A 15,323-nucleotide genomic window follows, 5' to 3' on the forward strand; every position below is an offset into this window, starting at 1 on the left:
TATTTTACACGCAACCCTACCGGGTAGGATTGAACGGTGCAGAAGCTTTGCCTGGGAACAGTATACCTGGAAGGCTGGGGAAGAGGCTCGAAGAGTGCGGCTCTGTACTCCAGGTAGCCCTCGACCTAACCAGCCTGAGGCAGGCATTAGAGATCGGCTATCAGGCACTCGTAAGCCCCGCAGTGATCCTGGAGGCGGGGACCCCCCTGGTTAAGGCTGAAGGGTTGAGGATGGCATCGCTCCTCAAAGCCCTCCCACAGGAGCCTGTGGTGGTGGCTGACCTGAAAACCTTCGACACGGGGGGCTTGGAGGTCTCCCTGGCAGCGGGGAACGGGTTCGACGCCACCTCAGTCCTAGCCCTAGCACCCGATGAGACCATAGCTGAAGCGGTCGAGGCCGCGAACAGGCACGGGGTAGCCCTCTACGGGGACCTGATAGGCCACCCCAACCCCGTTGAGGGGGCGAAGCGGCTGAGAGAGCTTGGAGTCCACGTTGCACTAATGCATATAGGGATAGATGTGCAGAGGAAGCTGGGGATAACTGCTGGGCAGCTTGGGGAGCTCATATCCAGGATCAAGGAGGTGTTCCAGGGACCCGTAGCAGTGGCCGGGGGCGTGAAGCCCGGGGAGACGGGCTCCCTGGCAAGGGCTGGAGCGGACATTATAGTCATAGGCTCAGCAATAACCAAGGCGGAGGATCCAAGGGAGGCCGCGGCTGAGGCGGTTAGGAATATGAGGCCAAGGTGCCTCTAGATTGCCAGTCTACCTCCACTACACCAGCACCGAGGAGGCCAGAAGCCTGCTGCAGGGATCCCTAATAGTCCTACCCGCGGGCAGCGTGGAGCAGCACTGCAACGCCCCCCTGGGGCTCGACGCCCTGATAGCTGAGGCCATAGCTGCTAGGGCGTGCCTCCTCCTAGAAGAGAGGGGGATAACATGCATCATACTACCTACACTCTACTATGGCTTCTCCCACGAATGGCTCGACTCCCCTGGAACCGTTAGCCTGCGGCCAGAGACCCTCATCTCCATAATACTGGATGTGGTGGGCTCGCTGGCAGCGCATGGTGCGGGGAAGATAGCTATCCTGAACGGGCACGGCGGCAACAGTGGAACCCTAGAGGCGGCTGCAAGGGTCGCGGCGAGAAAGTATAATGTCACGGTTGGAGTGATAGACTATTGGAGGGTTGCGGGGCTTAGGATAGGCCACTGCGACAAGATAGAGGAGGAGCTTGCAGGGACCCTCCTCGGATTAACGAGTAGATGCAGCTGCAGGGGCCGGGTGGAGCTTAAGAGGTACAGGGTGGCTATGCCATCCTACCCACCCAGCGTCGGAGGGGAGGGCTCTGAGCCTATAGGGGTTTCAAGGCTGCTGAAGGCGGTAGCAGACGCCCTCGAAGACTTCTACCGAGGAGGTAGCGGGGAACCTAGGCTCTAGAATGGTGGGTTGCCGGGTTGAGGGTCACGCACGCTACCCCAAGAGACCTAGAGGAGGCTGGAAGGCTCCTCCGCGAGGCGATCCAGAGGAGGGCGTGGATCGTATTCTTCGCCGAGTGCCTAGCAGAGTATGAGGGGCGAGGAGCCAGCAGGACAACTCCTGGGGACAAGCTGGTTGTGGTGAAACCGGATGGGAGCGTGCTAGTCCATAGCCCCCGGGGCTTCAAGCCCCAGAACTGGCAGCCGAGACACCGAGGCGGTCACGGTAAGCATCGAGGATGAGCTGCTGGTGGTTAGGGCTGTGAGGAGGAGGCCCCGCGAGGTCCTAATCCTCCGCTGCCCCAGAGTATACCATGTCGTGGTTGGGGAGGAGCCTGTTGAGGGCGACTTCTGGATGTACATTAACGAGCACGAGATAAGGGACTTGATAGCAGAGGATCCAGGCATAGTGGAGGAGGGCCTAAGGATAGTGAGTGTCGAGAAGCCCGTGGAGCCGGGCTTCATAGACCTCTATGGCAGGGACCGTGAGGGGAGGCTGGTCGTTATAGAGTTGAAGAGGGTTAAGGCTGGAGAGGATGCTGTCCACCAGCTCCTAAAGTATGTCGAGGCCTTCAGGAAGAGGGGAGTGGATGTTAGACCGATACTCGTGGCTCCCGGCTTCACGGGGTCTGCGAGGATGCTCGCCGCCAGATCCGGGGTGGAGTTGAAGGAGATCGACCTTCGCAGGATCTACGAGATCCTCAAGGAGCGATGGGGGGAGAGAAGGCCCAAGACGCTAACAAACTACCTCTAACCCTTAACCCTGGCCTCCCCCTGTGAGGGCCTCGAAGGCCGCCTTCTCCGGCTCGAAGCTGATATACTGAACCATGCTGCCGCGTATGAACACCTTGCCTAGCACAGCCTTTACCTCCCTGCCGCCGCTCTGCAGCCTCTTGGCATCGTCCAGGACAAGGTTCATGGTGGGATCAGTAGCTATTAGTCTCCCAATGTACTCGCTGCCATCCTTCAGCCTAACATATATCTCCTTGTTCGTCTGGTTCCTAAGGTACTTCACCGGGTTCAGCTGGGGCATCGCTTCAACACCATAAGGCAACTGCGAGGGTGTATCCTTTAAGAATCTAAGCCTTGACCCCACGCCTCCAGAGACTGTATATCCAGAACCTCCTTCATATCCACTATGAACTCTCTCCGCACCCTACCCCTCTCATCGAACCCCACGCCCTCGAGCTCGAGGAGCCTCCTCTTCACCCTAACCCCTCCCCTACTGTACCCTCCGAGGGACCCGTCGCTCCTAACCACGCGATGGCAGGGATACACTATTGGCTCATCGTTCAATGCCATGAGCCTCCCCACAACCCTAGGGTGGACTCCTAGGAGTCTGGAGATCGAGGAGTACGTGGTAACCCTTCCAGCGGGGATCAATGAGAGAAGGGCTTTAACTATGGGTAAAAGGTCGTGGAGGCGGGCCTGGGAGGCTCCGGCCCCCTCATCAACGAGTAAGAGGGGCAAGGGTGAATTCACCATTGACTCTGGAGGGCTAGAAGGGTTTCACCGGCTGCTCGGCTCCACAGGCCTCGCAAACTAGGATCCAGGCCTTCCCCCTCCGCTCCAGCCTCGTGTCTATGCTCCCACAGGTTGGGCACCTGACATAGTTCTTGAGGAAGAGCTCCAGGAACCTTTTGAGCACCTTCCTCGAAACCTTCACGTTTAGGACAAGCTGTCCGCTGCCGGGATCGTAGCTTCCAGCCGCAGCCAGCTCCTTCTGAAGGTACCTCGCAACCAGCTGGGGGTCCCTCTTCAGCCTCTGCGAGATCTCCCTGAAGTTCTGTATGATCGTCTGGGAGCCTATCCTCAGTACTTGGGGCTCTGGGAGCGTGTATTCCGCGCTGCCACTCTTGGGCGGCACCTTCTGGTATAGCCTGTTCAATAGCCACTCATAGTCCTTCAGCTTCTCCAGCTCCTCGCTCACTAGCGTCACCCATCGAACTAATGGTTGTCCCCGCGATAATATGCTATGCGAGAGACAATACTACACGATATATTCTCTCCGGCGTGAACAGGCGTCTTAGGGTTCAGGGAGTGGAGGCAAAATACTATATTGAGACCTACGGGTGCGCGCTAGCCCAGTTCGAGAGCATAGTGATGACTGAGCTGTTGGAGAGGGCTGGCTTTAGCAGGGCTAAGACCCCTGGGGAGGCGGGCGTTATAGTTGTCAACACTTGTGCGGTGAGGCTTGACACTGAGCAGAGGATCCTTGAGAGGCTCGAGAAGCTTTCTAAGAAGTACCCGGATAGGAAGTATATTGTTGCGGGGTGCTTGTCGAAGGCGAGACCCGGCGCTATAAGGAGGATCATCCCGGGGGCATCCCTCCTAGCCCCCCAGGCCGTGGATAGGATTGTTGAAGCCGCCCGCTCCCAGGAGCCCCTCATAGTCCTTGAGGCTGAGAGGAGGAGGGAGTGGTACCCCCACAGCCTAGTAGACCGCGGCAAGGGCCTGGTTGCCACGATAATGATCCAGGAGGGATGCCTTAACAACTGCAGCTACTGTATAACGAAGCTGTCAAGGATGGGCCCCAAGAGCTTCAAGCCGCGGGCGGTAGTCGAAGCCGTACGCAGAGCTGTCAGCCAGGGGGCGGTCGAGGTTAGGCTTACTGGCACCGACGTCGGGGCTTACGGCGTCGACCTCCCCGGAAAGCCTACTCTGGTAGACCTAGTCCATATGATCCTCGATAAGGTTGAGGGGGACTATAGGCTGAGGATAGGCATGATGACCCCAGAGCAGGCTATAGAGCTTGGCCGGGGGCTGATAGAGGCGTATAGGGATCCCCGGGTCTACAAGTTCTTCCACATCCCTGTCCAGTCCGGCGACGACAGGGTATTGAGGATCATGGGGAGAAAATACACGGTGGACGAGTATAAGAGGCTCCACAGGCTCGTTAAAACCCACTACCCCGACTCCCTCTTCGCCACCGACATAATAGTGGGCCACCCTGGGGAGGGCGAGGAGGAGTTCTACAACACGGTCAAGCTGGTGCGAGAGCTCCGCTTCGAGAGAGTACACCTAGCACAATACAGTATAAGACCCCATACAAGGGCCGCGTCGATGAAGCAGGTCTCGGATGGAGTTAAGAAGAGGAGGTCGAAAATCCTCTCAAGGATCGTTGAGGAGATCACGCTCGAGGTGCACAGAGCATACGTTGGCAGGAGGGTTGAGGCGAGGGTTGTAGAGAGGGGCTTCCGGGATGGAAGCCTGGTGGCTAGGATGGACAACTATTTCCCGATAGTAGTCCGTGGGGGGCAGGAACTCCTTGGCAGGAGGGTTACCGTGCATGTTGAGGATGCAACATTCTTTGACCTACGCGGAAAAATCGTTGGGGAGGACTAGACCTACTCTTCTTCCTCTTCCTCTTCCCAGTATTCTTCCTCTTCTTCCTCCTCCCACTCCTCTTCTTCCTCTAGCTCTTCCCAGTCCTCGTCCAGCTCGTCCCATTCTTCCTCTTCTTCCTCTTCCCAGTATTCTTCCTCTTCTTCTTCGAGGAGTCTCACTATCATTTCCTCGCGCCCCTCTTCCTAGCCATATATTACTGCCGCCCGCGAGGGATATTAAAGGTTTAAACATTATAGAATAGCGTAAGGTAATCGCTGGGGGAGAATAGTCGAGTGGTTGAGGCCAGGGTCTACGACTTCAAGCCAGTGCGCAGGCCGGTGCTAGATAGATGGATCGCAGAGGAGATCATACGCTGGGAGGAGGGAAAGCCATACACGATCCGCCTTCCGCGGTTGAAGGTTACCGTTGAGAAGCATGGAGGGACAGTGGTATTCAGAGACGACTCCAGAGTGTACGAGGCCTCCATGCATGATATGGAGGAGGTAGCGGGCTCAGATAAAATGTACATGCTCACGGAGACTGGACTAATCCCGCTAGAGGTTAGGCGGGGAGGCTACTACAAGCTCCTCCCCGTAGCCCCAGGTAAGCCTCCGACGCTGGAAATAAACGGGATACACATGCACAGGACCAGCGGCACTGACCCGGATAGGGATACCAGGGCTAAGATTAGGGCGGCCCGGATCAAGAGGGGCGTAAGGGTTCTAGACACCTGCATGGGCCTTGGCTACACTGCAATATACTCCGCTAGGAGGGGTGCCTCCCACGTTTTAACTGTGGAGGTTGACGATGCAGTCCTGTATCTGGCCGAGAGGAATCCTTGGAGCTGGTCACTCGGGGATGAAGGGATAACCGTGGTGCATGGCAGTGTACTCGAGGTCGTCGAGGAGCTTGAGGATGAGTCATTCGACAGGATAATCCACGACCCGCCGAGGTTCACCTCCTCCACGGGAGACCTATACGGGCTAGGATTCTACCGGGAGCTCTACAGGATCCTAAGGCCTGGGGGGATACTATTCCATTACACGGGCAGGCCTGGGAGGTTGAGGAGGATAAACCTGCCGGGGAGGGTTGCATCAAGGCTTGAGAAGGCGGGGTTTGAGGTTGTGGGATTTGATGAGAGAGCGTTGGGTGTTGTCGCTTTCAAGCAGCGTTAAACTTCTTCCTCCACTCCTCTAGCATGCGGAGGGATTCTGGGTTTACGCTTGGCTTCCTCCTCTTTATGACCTCCTCAAAGTCTCTCATTGACACGGGTCTGGGACTGTCTCCTCCACCGCCGTACTTGAAGTACTCCTTCACAGTCCTCATGTAGGCGTCGAAGACTATGTCCTTTATATCGCTGCCATTATATCCTTCAAGCATATCCGCTAGCCTATCGAGGTCAACATCGCTGCTCAGCTTTATCTTGCTGGTGAGCATTTCAAGCAGCTTCCTCCTAGCCTTCTTATCGGGTAGTGGAACGTAGATCCTCTTCTGGAACCTCCTGATGAAGGGGTCGTCCAGCTTCCAGGGCTTGTTAGTCGCCCCTATTATGTAGACGTGGAGGTTCTTCCCCTTATCCTGCAGCCCGTCCATCTCTTTTAGGAACTGGTTCCTTACCCTAACCTCCCCGCCCACCTCGCTTGAGTGGACGCCGAGGAGATCGTCTATCTCGTCAATGAATATTATGACAGGGGTCCCCTGCTCAGCCCTCTTCCTAGCGTAGTCGAACAGCTTCTTAACATTCTTCTCTCCCTCACCCAGCCATTTGCTCATGATGCTGGCTGCGCTAACGTAGAGGAACTCTCCATCCACCTCATTAGCTACAGCGGCACCAAGCATCGTCTTACCAGTACCGGGGGGCCCGTAGAGTAGTATGCCCCTGGGCCAGCCTAGGGGGAAGAGGTCTGGCCTCCTTATCGGGTATATTATGGCCTCCTTGATCGCCTCCTTAGCCTCCTCCAGCCCAGCTATGTCGTCGAAGGTTACATTGGGCTTCTCCTTCAAAACGAACTCGGGGGGTAGGTCGTCGCGCTTCTCATCCCTGATTTCAACCCTGTACTCCTCTTCACCAGGCCCCCCGGCTGGTAGGAGCTTGGACTCCAGCTGCTTTACTTTCAGCTTGTACTGTTTCAGGCTCTTGATGTATATGCTTATCATTGGGTGGTCTGGGTAGTTTCTTATGATGTTCTCGAGTATCTCCACTGCCTTCTTCATATTGTAGAGGGCAATCTCGTAGTCCCCCCTCTTCTCGGCATTCATTGCTGCGAGGGCGTGCTTCTTCACAGCATCCTCTAGCACTTGGACTGCTCTGCTGATCATGGTCTCTCACCCCTTACAAGGGAATATGGGGGGTTAGGCGTATACGCCCTCGCCTGCCCTCGACTTTGAGGTTATCCTGATTATCCCCTTCTGCTCCAGCCTGTAGAGGACCTCCTTCACCACTTTAGGCGAGACTCCCAGCTCCTGGGAGGCCCTCCTCACGTTCAGCACTCCCCCGGTCATCTTCAAGTAGTTTAGGAGCCTGTTCTCCAACAGGTCGTAGTCTACTGCTACTGTCTCGGGTATCGCGGGCGCTAGGCTCCTCGTCTCCTTCTCCGCCTCCTCGAAGGCGCTCGCTAGTAGCCTCTTCACATCGGGGTCTAGCTCCGCAATGCTGTTGGGCAAGGGCACGCTCTCGGAGAGCACGGTGCTCTGTGAGACTATGCTCTGCGCGGCTGTAGCGAACTGTGCGAATATCGCCGTCAGCTCTGGGGAGTCATACATGTATGACTCCATGTTCTTCAGCACCAGGTTGACTGAGGCGAAGATCTTCGCGATCTCCGTGAAGTCCCTTGTGGTGTTTATCCTTGATATCGCGGCTTCAAGCAGCTTTATGTAAGCTATCAGTACCTTGAGGTGCCTCTTCTTAACAACCATCTCCGCGGCAACTATCTCAGCAGTGTCCCTGTCGTGCCTCTTGATCGCCTCGTGGAGCCTCTTATGTAGGGTGTCTATCTCATCAGTTATCCGGTAATAGACTTCTTTAGCCCTATCCCTGGCCACCATGAGCTTGGCCAGTATATCGTCGAAGTTGAACTCGAGCTCCTCCCCTGCATTCATGCCTATGGGGTCGGTTGCATCATCGTCGCTCCAGACCATCTTCCCCCGTAGCCTCTTGATTATCCCTAACACCAATTACAGCACCCCTTACAATCTGCTCCACTACAGGATCTATGGGCTTGGTGAGGGTATCAGAGATAGAGCCCGGTATCACCCGGTGACTACCCTCTGTGCCCTGGAGTGGTGAGAGTAAGGTTTAAAAACCCCCTGCTCCAAACAATATCACCCGCCCGGCCCGGCCATAGCGGCCGGGAAACACCCGGACTCATATCGAACCCGGCAGTTAAGCCGGCCGCGTTGGGGGACCCAGTGGGGTCCGAGAGGCCCCGCAGGGCCCCCAAGCTGGGACCGGGCACTACCCTCCTACATACTCCCCCCAAGCAAGAGACCATTACGGTTGATTTCTAAACGACAGCCTCCGGAAAAGATGCTTCCACCTTAACCCTTAAGGGTCCCCCGGGTGGAGCTCGGCCGTAAGTGGACCGGAAGAAACTGCTCTAAGCTACATGCTCATATAATGAGTTGTGGACTGCGGAACCCCGCTTCACGCCGTCCCGCGGTCCCGCGGGCGTCTGCGGGGAGAGGTCCCCGCCAGTCGCGTTAATCCTCCTCTCTCCTGGGAGATAAATGTTTGGGTTCAAGGTAGATTTTCGAAGAAGTGTATACTGGTAGAGTGAATGCTAGGGTTAACGCTAGGCTGGAGAGGAAGGCTCTCACAGGATCCTGACCGTCCCCGTAGACGCTGGCCTGTATAGAGAGGCTCCGGGGCCCCGTGATCGTAGTGTTATAGACTGATAGTGTTGCCTCCACCCTTTCACCGGTGACGTTTATCGGTTGGAAGACGACCCGCTCCCATTCTATACTGGGCCTGCTAGTGGTCTTCTTACCAGCTAGAATACTCCCGGTATCTCTCCCTACGATAGCGACTCCATCCCTGTGGATCAACGCTATAGTAATGAGCCTCGAGGAGTCATTGTAGAGGACCCCTGCTGTCCAGAAGAGCCCTTCCTCAAGGGTCCCCGCTTCTTGGAAGGAGTATAATCCATTATACATTACCTCCACGTTGGAGGTCACACCATCTCTCACCTCAACAACCTGCATCCAGCCGGCGGGCGGCCTTGAGAGAATGTAGAGGTTCCCCTCCCGCTCCTTTACTGCTTCAACCTTTGGAGCACTGATACCGTTATAGGTTATTGTAAGGGCGTCTACGGTTCCCTTGTGGATTGGGGCTACTAGTGCCTTCGTCTTTGAGAGTAGGACTGCGTATGGCTTGTCCGAGTATAGTAGCTTGTACAGCTCCCCCGACTCTACCCTGTAGCTCGCGGAGACCCGCCTCTCGCCCAGGTCATACTGTATGACCATGGTGGATGCATTGTAGCTTAACCCTATGTAGAGGTCTTCTCCGCCGTGCGCGGATGTAATGTACTCTCCCGGTAGGAGGACTCCTACCGCCTTCCCGCTGGATAGGTTAACACTCAGTATCGCGACCTTACCTGGGAAGGAGGCTATTATTACGGGCCCATCCTTGCCGCAGTAGACTCCCCCATTATCCGCGGGGAGGGGGGCTTTAGTGTGGATGATATGCAGAGACCTAGGATTATCTCCCAGCACTGCTAGCACTGCGTTATAATTGGGGTCCCTACCCTCAACTATCAACCTGTCCCCCAGCTTGCAGGCTGAGAAGACGTTTGAGACTCCGGCTAGAGTGTATGATACCGTCTCTCCTCCAGTAGTGTAGAGTATGTCGACTCCCCCCTGCTTTACTGCTTTAACAACCAGCGTATCCTCGCCATCATAGTATAGGGTGTTCGCCTGCTCCTGGAAGTCTCTTGGAAGAGGACCGAGTTCTATGAGGGTATAATTACTCGAACCCCCTGTGAGCGGTAGGAGTGTTAGGGAGGCAATCATTATCAGGGTGTATACTGCTACCGTTGCTTTAAGAGGCTTCTCCAAGGCTGTTCACTTTACCCATTACCCGCTCAAGATCCCTGCCTGCTATTATCGTCCCCTCGCCTTTTAAGATCATGTTCCTCGTGTTGGAGAGCGACTCGAACAGCCCCTCATATAATCGCAAGCCGTCCTCCTCACTCATCCTTCCGCCAATATACTTTACACAATAGTAGTCTAGAGGCGTTAATGGAGTGATCTTCCTTGATGCAATAACCTCCTTAAATCTCACCGCATAGTACTTCGCGCTGGATGCGTAGTTATAGCAGAGTAGGGTCTCTCCCCGTTTACAGGTGAAGCTGTGCCTTCTAGGATGGTAGGTTAAGGGTCCCTCACACCATTGTAGGAGCGCCTCTGCCTCCTCGATTTTCGGCTTAGCAGCCATGAACCAGTAGCCTCCAGCCAGGGCCAGTGCTATCCCTACTACTATCAGGGCGAGAATACCATCTCCTCCAGTGTTGTAGTATTCGAGGTATAGTGCTCCTAGGAGGCCGGAGGCTATTATAGAGGCTGTATAGGCGAATTGTCTCTTCTTGAATGATTCCAGCTCGTCCCGCGTCATGGGATGATCCCTCCTATACGATAAGCGTGGAGACCGCTACGAGGAGGGGTATTGTGAAGGCGTCGACTGTGGAGGTTAGCAGGGGGATCACTACGTTGTCAGGGTCTAAACTGCCCCGTACACTCAGGTAAACTAGTGCTAGGGCGATAGTCGAGAACACTAGTATCCCGAGGACCCCGCCTCCGAGTATCACGTAAACCACCCTCCACGGGCTAGATGTGATCCCGGCTATACTGGATGTAGCTATTGTGATCCCGGATAATACTAGGAGGGGCGTGATGCTCCCTAGGAGGACCTCCAGTAGGATTGCTGGCGTCATCTTAACCGTGTCCTGGATACCATATAGGTGGGTGAGCGTAGACAGCTTCGAGGCTATCACGCTGACAGCTGCACCAACATCCTCCATTATGCTGGGGACTGCGTGGATTACTCCGACCGCTAAGAGTATCTGTGCGTAGCCTACGAGGAGGTTTCCAGCATAAGCTTCTAGGAGCCCCACCACTCCCAGCGCTGCGAGGGACTCGAGTAGGAGCTTCTTCCTGCCGGGAAAGCCTCTTAGAAGGATGAAGAGGAGGGTTAGGGAGAGGTAGACTAGGATGAGGGCTAGCAGGGTCTCGTCTAGCCTAGCATGATTTAGCAGGAGGACCACCGCGACTATAGTTGGAGATGTCGAGATGTCTCCTATAACTGTGAGTACCGGCGCCATGTACCTGTCTGGATCTAGGTTTAACCGGAATCCTAGAGTGGCTATGTAGGCGCTTAGGGGGGCTAGGAATAGTATGGAGAGGAACCCCGATATAGTTGCAATGCTAACCTCTACTCCAGCCGGGTAGCTTGAAGTTGCGGATATGATGAGTGCAGCGTATACGCTGGTAGTAAGTGCTAATGCTATCAGTGTCGGCATCTCCCGCCTTAAAACCCTCGCCGTGGAAGCCTCAATTACTCCGAGGTGGAGCCCGGTTGAAACCCTGGAGGCCATGCTGGTCACGACAGCCCCCCTCATAGCCGCTAGGCTTGGGAGGAGCGCTAGGGCCTCGGGGTGTGAGACGAGGAATCCCGTGAAGGTCGCTAGGAGGATTATGTTGAAGAGGTCCCCCACGTTAGCTGTGTGGAGGCCCAGAGCTACCTGGAGCGCCCCCCTAAGACTGGCCTCTCCAAGTATCCACTTCCTCGCCCTTATCCTCCACCTCAGTTCGCTCGCCCCTCACCGCCTACATCCGCTCCGGAGCGGGGACGCCTAGCAGGCTTAAGCCGTGCCTCATGGTCTGCCTAAAGTATTCGACTATGAGAGCCTTGCACTCTCTAGCCCCTTCATCGGGCTCCCGGAGTACGGGGTCGGATTGATACCAGCTGTTGAAAACGTCTGCCAGCCTCAGTAGGTATACTGCGAGGTCCTCTGGAGCCATGTCATCCGCGGCCTTCGCCGCTACAAGCGGGTACCTCATCGTCATTAGGAGGAGGCTCCTCCTCTTCTCCTCCCTGCAGGCATCATAGTCTATAGCCTCGTAGTTGACTCTGCCGTGCTTCATCATGATCCCACACGCCCTGGCGTGAGTGTATTGGAGGTAGGGACCCGTATTCTGCTCGAGATCCAACACCTTCACGGGGTCGAAGACAACGGGTCTGGGAGCGTTAGTTCTTACGAGGGTGAATCGGAGGGCGCCCACCGCTATCTGCTCTGCCACCCTCTCCACCCACTCGCTTGGGGCGTCGGGGTTCCTCTTCCGCACCTCCTCCTCAGCCCTAAACTTTAGCGAGTCCAGCATGGAGTCCATGTCGACGAACCTGCCTCTCCTCCCGCTCATCCTCACTCCGGGGAGGCGTACCATCTCGTAGTCGTAGTGGATCAGGTTCAGCGCCTCCCTCCTATAGCCCAGGCCGAGGAGCGCTATTCTTAGCTGGAGCTGCGCCAGCCTCTGGTCAGCGCCTATAACGTTAACAACGCTATCCGCGTTGAAGACCTCATACTTGTATAGAGTGTAAGCCATGTCCCTCGTCGTGTAGAGTGTGGTGCCATCACTCCTCACCAGTATGAGGGGCGGGATCTCCCATCCCTTAGGTAGCCGGATCTTCCTCCTAGCCTCCTCATCCCTCATTAGAACCTCCCTTATTATCCGAGGGATATCTATTGCGTCGGCATCCTTGTAGCGTATGTAGTACTTGCTGCTCCTAGCCTCCTCTATAATCCTGGCAACCCTTCCACTCCACACCAGATCGCTCTCCCAGTCCCATGCGTCGAAGGAGACGCCTATCCTCGAGAGGCTCTCCCTAAAGCCCTCGAGGACTGTGGAGGTGACGCGTCTTATGAGGGATTTCTCCGGCTCCTCTCCCCTCTCATACCGTATCATTATCGCTCTAAGCTCCTCCTCGCTGTCCCCTGCTGATGCTATATGGTTGAAGATCTTGTCGAAGTATGATGCGGGGTCCCTCTCTTTAAGATTCGCTAGGGTGGCCATGAGGTCATCTAGCTCCTCCCGGATCCTCGGCTTCTCCTCCTCCCCTGCCTCATCCAGCTTCCTCCTAAGGGCGACCGCCTCCATCGAAGAGTGGGTGGTGGCGTAGACCCATCCAACGAAGTGGTCCGGTTTTAGCCCGAGCCTCCTGCTCTCCTCTAGGGGGTCGACTCCGAGTATTCTAAACCCATACGCTGCAATCGCTACCTGCTTGCCGACGTCGTCAATGTAGAATCTAGTGTTGACCATGTGCCCCCTCGCCCGCAGGAGCCTGGCTAGAGTGTCCCCGATACTAGTGTTCCTTGCATGCCCCATGTGGAGCGGGTGTATCGGGTTAGCGCTGGTGTGCTCGACCACGATCCTTCTAGGATGCTCTGCGGATGGGAGCCTTACAGTCCACCCCGTCTTTAGGAGGCTTGCAAGCTCCTTTACCATTCTTGGAACGTCTAGGACTATATTCATGTAGCCCCCGTCGAGGCTGGTCTTCGAGACGGGCAGGTGCTTGGTTTCCAGGGATTCGGCGACTCTAGCGTAGAGCTCCTCCAGGCTAGACCCTGCTCTCCTGGCATACCTCATGAGGGGGACTGATAGGTCTCCGTATTCCCTCCTCGACGGGACTGTTATGAGCCATGAGACTTCCTGGACGTCTACTCCAGCCAGCTCCGCTATTATTTCGGCTAGGGCTCTGTGCACCTTAGTGTAGGGGTCGATTCTCTCCTCTGCCATGAACTATCCCCGCCGTCAAACCGAGTATTCTAGAGACGCCCATTATATTATAGCCGACTATCCGCCCGCCGTTAATGGTCTAGGCGGGATGGAGTGCGGAGAGTGGGAGAGGGCTCGCAGGGAGGCCTTGGATAGGTTGGAGGAGCATTCTCGTAGGGGCCTCGTCGACTATGATATAGAAGGATTCCTCCACGAGTTTAATAGGAGGGGGGACTGCGTATTCACCACCAGCAGCTGCAGTGGAAGGGTCGCGGTGATCACGGGGAGAGACGTGTTCGATAAGAGGGGCTCTAGTATAATCGCTTCATCCCACGACCCCATCGAGTGCAGGGAGATCGTAGGAGAGGCGAGGGACCCCTCTGCGAGTGGAGGTCTTACATGGGTGAGCCTCCAGCCACCAATACTCCACATAGCCGCCAGGAGCCAGGAAGTTGCTGAGAGGATCGTCTCCTGCGCGGTGCAGGCTGGCTTCGCTAGAGCCGGGTATAAGAGGATGAGGCCTTGCGGCTACCACGTTGAAGTAGCCGCGTATGACAAGGTCCACGTCTTCCTCCCTGCCCCCCAGCATGTCTTGGAGAGCCTCTGCACGATACTGTCTAGGTATAAGGAGAAGTTGGAGAGGCTGGAGTCATGCCTTCTCCAGCTGAGATGCTAGGGCCTCATAACCGGGGTCTCCCCGAACTTGTCCAGGTAAACCTTGTCGCCTGGCTCTACATCCTCGACTGGAACAATTCTCACTCCGAGCGTCTTCCCCTTAGAGAGCGCGTATCCCCTAGTTTCAAGTATTAGCCCCGCAACATAGTCTATACTAGCCGGGACAACGGCGAGGTCGAGGCCTGCTAGGCAGACGCCCGAGAGCCTGGCTAGGTCCCTAGCCGTCGCCTCCAGCTCGGAGACCCTCGCCTTCAACTTAGCATCCTCCGCTACAGGTAGCTGGACCTCGTTGAAGCCCACTGCCTTCAGCCCGGAGGCGGCCTCGGCTACAGCCCTGTTCACAACTGCTAGGCCGTGGGCGAAGCCGGCCTCTGGGAGCCTCACGCCAGCCACGTACTCTACTAGGGCGAGGGAGGACTCCTCCATCCATGGAGAAACGCTTAAGTCTACGCCTAAGGGTTGAGCACCCACCGTCTCCGCGGCGGCTTCCAGCGCATCCCACGCTGTACTTGCAGCCTCTCTAGCGGCCTCTACTAGGCCCCTGTACCCATCCCTCCTATACGAGTCTAGGAGGTAGTTGGGGTAGAGCAGCCCGGCCGTTAGGGTCCCGTGCTTGACTGTCGAGGCTAGGGGGAAGTAGGGCGTGTTGATCCTCTCACCCAGCACGTTCACCCCGACCCTAGTAGCGCGGCTAGGGTCCACCTCCGCTAGCCTGTGGATGATCCTGCTCACATGCCTGGCCTCCTCCCAGGAGCCCTCGTGGAGGAGTATGGAGGCGAAGAACCCCTCTTCGCTTATCCTATCCAGCAGGCCAGCGTCCAGCTCCCGTGCATCATAGGCTCCAAGCGAGACTAGGGTGTCTTCGGGCTGGTAGCCCTCAACGATCCCTAGGCTCGTTGACCTGTCACAGTAGTCCAGCACGATCCTACGGGTCCAGACACTGTTGCCTGTCTCCAGGTAGACTTTATCCGAGGCCTCGGCCAGCAGGCTAGAATATTCTTCCAGCGCTTCAATGGGGTCGTCGAGGCGCCTGCAGTCTAGGTGGAGTGTGAGCATCCGGATCTTGTATTCTCCCGTCAA

18 protein-coding genes and 1 rRNA gene are annotated in these 15,323 nt (G+C 56.3%); 8 read left to right on the plus strand and 11 right to left on the minus strand.

Annotation, left to right across the window (positions count from 1 at the left end; genetic code table 11):
• Positions 1 to 47: 47 nt before the first annotated feature.
• The 4 genes from ACZ47H_RS07420 to ACZ47H_RS07435 are packed head-to-tail and all read left to right on the plus strand — an operon-like array spanning position 48 to position 2,229.
• Positions 48 to 752, plus strand: coding sequence for an orotidine 5'-phosphate decarboxylase / HUMPS family protein (locus tag ACZ47H_RS07420; protein ID WP_464933047.1), 705 nt, complete (start codon positions 48 to 50; stop codon positions 750 to 752).
• A gap of 1 nt (position 753) precedes the next feature.
• Positions 754 to 1,437 (plus strand): creatininase family protein, encoded by a 684-nt coding sequence (locus ACZ47H_RS07425; protein WP_464933048.1) that lies wholly within the window; start codon positions 754 to 756, stop codon positions 1,435 to 1,437.
• Between the two features lie 17 nt (positions 1,438 to 1,454).
• On the plus strand, positions 1,455 to 1,718 hold the full coding sequence (locus tag ACZ47H_RS07430; RefSeq protein WP_464933049.1) for a hypothetical protein: 264 nt from the start codon (positions 1,455 to 1,457) through the stop codon (positions 1,716 to 1,718).
• A 7-nt stretch (positions 1,719 to 1,725) separates the two neighbouring features.
• Complete coding sequence (locus ACZ47H_RS07435) at positions 1,726 to 2,229, plus strand: endonuclease NucS domain-containing protein (protein ID WP_464933050.1); 504 nt, start codon at positions 1,726 to 1,728, stop codon at positions 2,227 to 2,229.
• A gap of 3 nt (positions 2,230 to 2,232) precedes the next feature.
• Here ACZ47H_RS07435 and ACZ47H_RS07440 read toward each other — a convergent pair whose 3' ends face one another.
• From ACZ47H_RS07440 to ACZ47H_RS07450, 3 genes are read right to left on the minus strand one after another with little or no spacing between them, the layout of a single operon-like run.
• The gene (locus ACZ47H_RS07440; protein ID WP_464933051.1) at positions 2,233 to 2,508 is read right to left on the minus strand and encodes a U6 snRNA-associated Sm-like protein LSm6; all 276 of its coding nucleotides are present in this window, start codon (positions 2,506 to 2,508) and stop codon (positions 2,233 to 2,235) included.
• Between the two features lie 38 nt (positions 2,509 to 2,546).
• On the minus strand, positions 2,547 to 2,945 hold the full coding sequence (locus ACZ47H_RS07445; RefSeq protein WP_464933052.1) for an MGMT family protein: 399 nt from the start codon (positions 2,943 to 2,945) through the stop codon (positions 2,547 to 2,549).
• 28 nt (positions 2,946 to 2,973) lie between these two features.
• Positions 2,974 to 3,405 (minus strand): translation initiation factor IF-2 subunit beta, encoded by a 432-nt coding sequence (locus ACZ47H_RS07450; protein ID WP_464933053.1) that lies wholly within the window; start codon positions 3,403 to 3,405, stop codon positions 2,974 to 2,976.
• A gap of 20 nt (positions 3,406 to 3,425) precedes the next feature.
• On the opposite strand from ACZ47H_RS07450, the gene ACZ47H_RS07455 reads away from it, so the two are divergent.
• On the plus strand, positions 3,426 to 4,820 hold the full coding sequence (locus ACZ47H_RS07455; protein ID WP_464933054.1) for a tRNA (N(6)-L-threonylcarbamoyladenosine(37)-C(2))-methylthiotransferase: 1,395 nt from the start codon (positions 3,426 to 3,428) through the stop codon (positions 4,818 to 4,820).
• 2 nt (positions 4,821 to 4,822) lie between these two features.
• On the opposite strand, the gene ACZ47H_RS07460 is transcribed toward ACZ47H_RS07455, so the two are convergent.
• Positions 4,823 to 4,987: a hypothetical protein gene (locus ACZ47H_RS07460; RefSeq protein ID WP_464933055.1), complete on the minus strand. Its 165-nt coding sequence runs from the start codon at positions 4,985 to 4,987 to the stop codon at positions 4,823 to 4,825.
• Between the two features lie 108 nt (positions 4,988 to 5,095).
• Here ACZ47H_RS07460 and ACZ47H_RS07465 point away from each other — a divergent pair, with 108 nt between their 5' ends.
• Complete coding sequence (locus ACZ47H_RS07465) at positions 5,096 to 5,977, plus strand: class I SAM-dependent methyltransferase (RefSeq protein WP_464933056.1); 882 nt, start codon at positions 5,096 to 5,098, stop codon at positions 5,975 to 5,977.
• On the opposite strand, the gene ACZ47H_RS07470 is transcribed toward ACZ47H_RS07465, so the two are convergent.
• Positions 5,964 to 7,121: an AAA family ATPase gene (locus ACZ47H_RS07470; RefSeq protein WP_464933057.1), complete on the minus strand. Its 1,158-nt coding sequence runs from the start codon at positions 7,119 to 7,121 to the stop codon at positions 5,964 to 5,966. The two genes, ACZ47H_RS07465 and ACZ47H_RS07470, sit on opposite strands and share 14 nt — an antisense overlap.
• Before the next feature lie 33 nt (positions 7,122 to 7,154).
• On the minus strand, positions 7,155 to 7,976 hold the full coding sequence (locus tag ACZ47H_RS07475; RefSeq protein ID WP_464933058.1) for a hypothetical protein: 822 nt from the start codon (positions 7,974 to 7,976) through the stop codon (positions 7,155 to 7,157).
• Between the two features lie 156 nt (positions 7,977 to 8,132).
• Between ACZ47H_RS07475 and rrf the strand changes: the two genes are divergently transcribed.
• Positions 8,133 to 8,252: ribosomal RNA gene (gene rrf, locus ACZ47H_RS07480) — 5S ribosomal RNA — on the plus strand.
• Positions 8,253 to 8,501: 249 nt separating this feature from the next.
• Here rrf and ACZ47H_RS07485 read toward each other — a convergent pair.
• The 4 genes from ACZ47H_RS07485 to ACZ47H_RS07500 all read right to left on the minus strand — a co-directional run bounded on the left by ACZ47H_RS07485 (position 8,502) and on the right by ACZ47H_RS07500 (position 13,589).
• Positions 8,502 to 9,854, minus strand: a complete 1,353-nt coding sequence (locus ACZ47H_RS07485; protein ID WP_464933059.1) for a hypothetical protein — start codon at positions 9,852 to 9,854, stop codon at positions 8,502 to 8,504.
• Positions 9,838 to 10,410 carry a hypothetical protein gene (locus ACZ47H_RS07490; protein ID WP_464933060.1) on the minus strand — a complete coding sequence of 191 codons (573 nt, stop codon included), beginning with the start codon at positions 10,408 to 10,410 and terminating at the stop codon, positions 9,838 to 9,840. The genes ACZ47H_RS07485 and ACZ47H_RS07490 overlap by 17 nt, the downstream gene beginning before the upstream one ends.
• A 13-nt stretch (positions 10,411 to 10,423) precedes the next feature.
• Positions 10,424 to 11,509 carry a magnesium transporter gene (locus ACZ47H_RS07495; RefSeq protein ID WP_464933061.1) on the minus strand — a complete coding sequence of 362 codons (1,086 nt, stop codon included), beginning with the start codon at positions 11,507 to 11,509 and terminating at the stop codon, positions 10,424 to 10,426.
• A gap of 112 nt (positions 11,510 to 11,621) precedes the next feature.
• A complete protein-coding gene (locus tag ACZ47H_RS07500) occupies positions 11,622 to 13,589 on the minus strand; it encodes an arginine--tRNA ligase (RefSeq protein ID WP_464933062.1) in 1,968 nt (655 codons plus the stop codon).
• Between the two features lie 88 nt (positions 13,590 to 13,677).
• Between ACZ47H_RS07500 and ACZ47H_RS07505 the strand changes: the two genes are divergently transcribed.
• Positions 13,678 to 14,244: a tRNA-wybutosine modification methyltransferase TYW3 gene (locus ACZ47H_RS07505; protein WP_464933063.1), complete on the plus strand. Its 567-nt coding sequence runs from the start codon at positions 13,678 to 13,680 to the stop codon at positions 14,242 to 14,244.
• Here the strand turns inward: ACZ47H_RS07505 and ACZ47H_RS07510 are convergent.
• Positions 14,241 to 15,323: a DUF711 family protein gene (locus ACZ47H_RS07510; RefSeq protein ID WP_464933064.1), complete on the minus strand. Its 1,083-nt coding sequence runs from the start codon at positions 15,321 to 15,323 to the stop codon at positions 14,241 to 14,243. The two genes, ACZ47H_RS07505 and ACZ47H_RS07510, sit on opposite strands and share 4 nt — an antisense overlap.

Source organism: Thermodiscus maritimus (assembly GCF_055382595.1).

Bases quoted from the DNA above. Each gene is read 5' to 3' on its own strand.
- ACZ47H_RS07490 (WP_464933060.1), bottom strand. From the start codon at position 10,410: ATGACGCGGGACGAGCTGGAATCATTCAAGAAGAGACAATTCGCCTAT.
- ACZ47H_RS07505 (WP_464933063.1), top strand. From the start codon at position 13,678: ATGGAGTGCGGAGAGTGGGAGAGGGCTCGCAGGGAGGCCTTGGATAGG.
- ACZ47H_RS07500 (WP_464933062.1), bottom strand. From the start codon at position 13,589: ATGGCAGAGGAGAGAATCGACCCCTACACTAAGGTGCACAGAGCCCTA.
- ACZ47H_RS07460 (WP_464933055.1), bottom strand. From the start codon at position 4,987: ATGATAGTGAGACTCCTCGAAGAAGAAGAGGAAGAATACTGGGAAGAG.
- ACZ47H_RS07470 (WP_464933057.1), bottom strand. From the start codon at position 7,121: ATGATCAGCAGAGCAGTCCAAGTGCTAGAGGATGCTGTGAAGAAGCAC.
- ACZ47H_RS07455 (WP_464933054.1), top strand. From the start codon at position 3,426: ATGGTTGTCCCCGCGATAATATGCTATGCGAGAGACAATACTACACGA.
- ACZ47H_RS07440 (WP_464933051.1), bottom strand. From the start codon at position 2,508: ATGCCCCAGCTGAACCCGGTGAAGTACCTTAGGAACCAGACGAACAAG.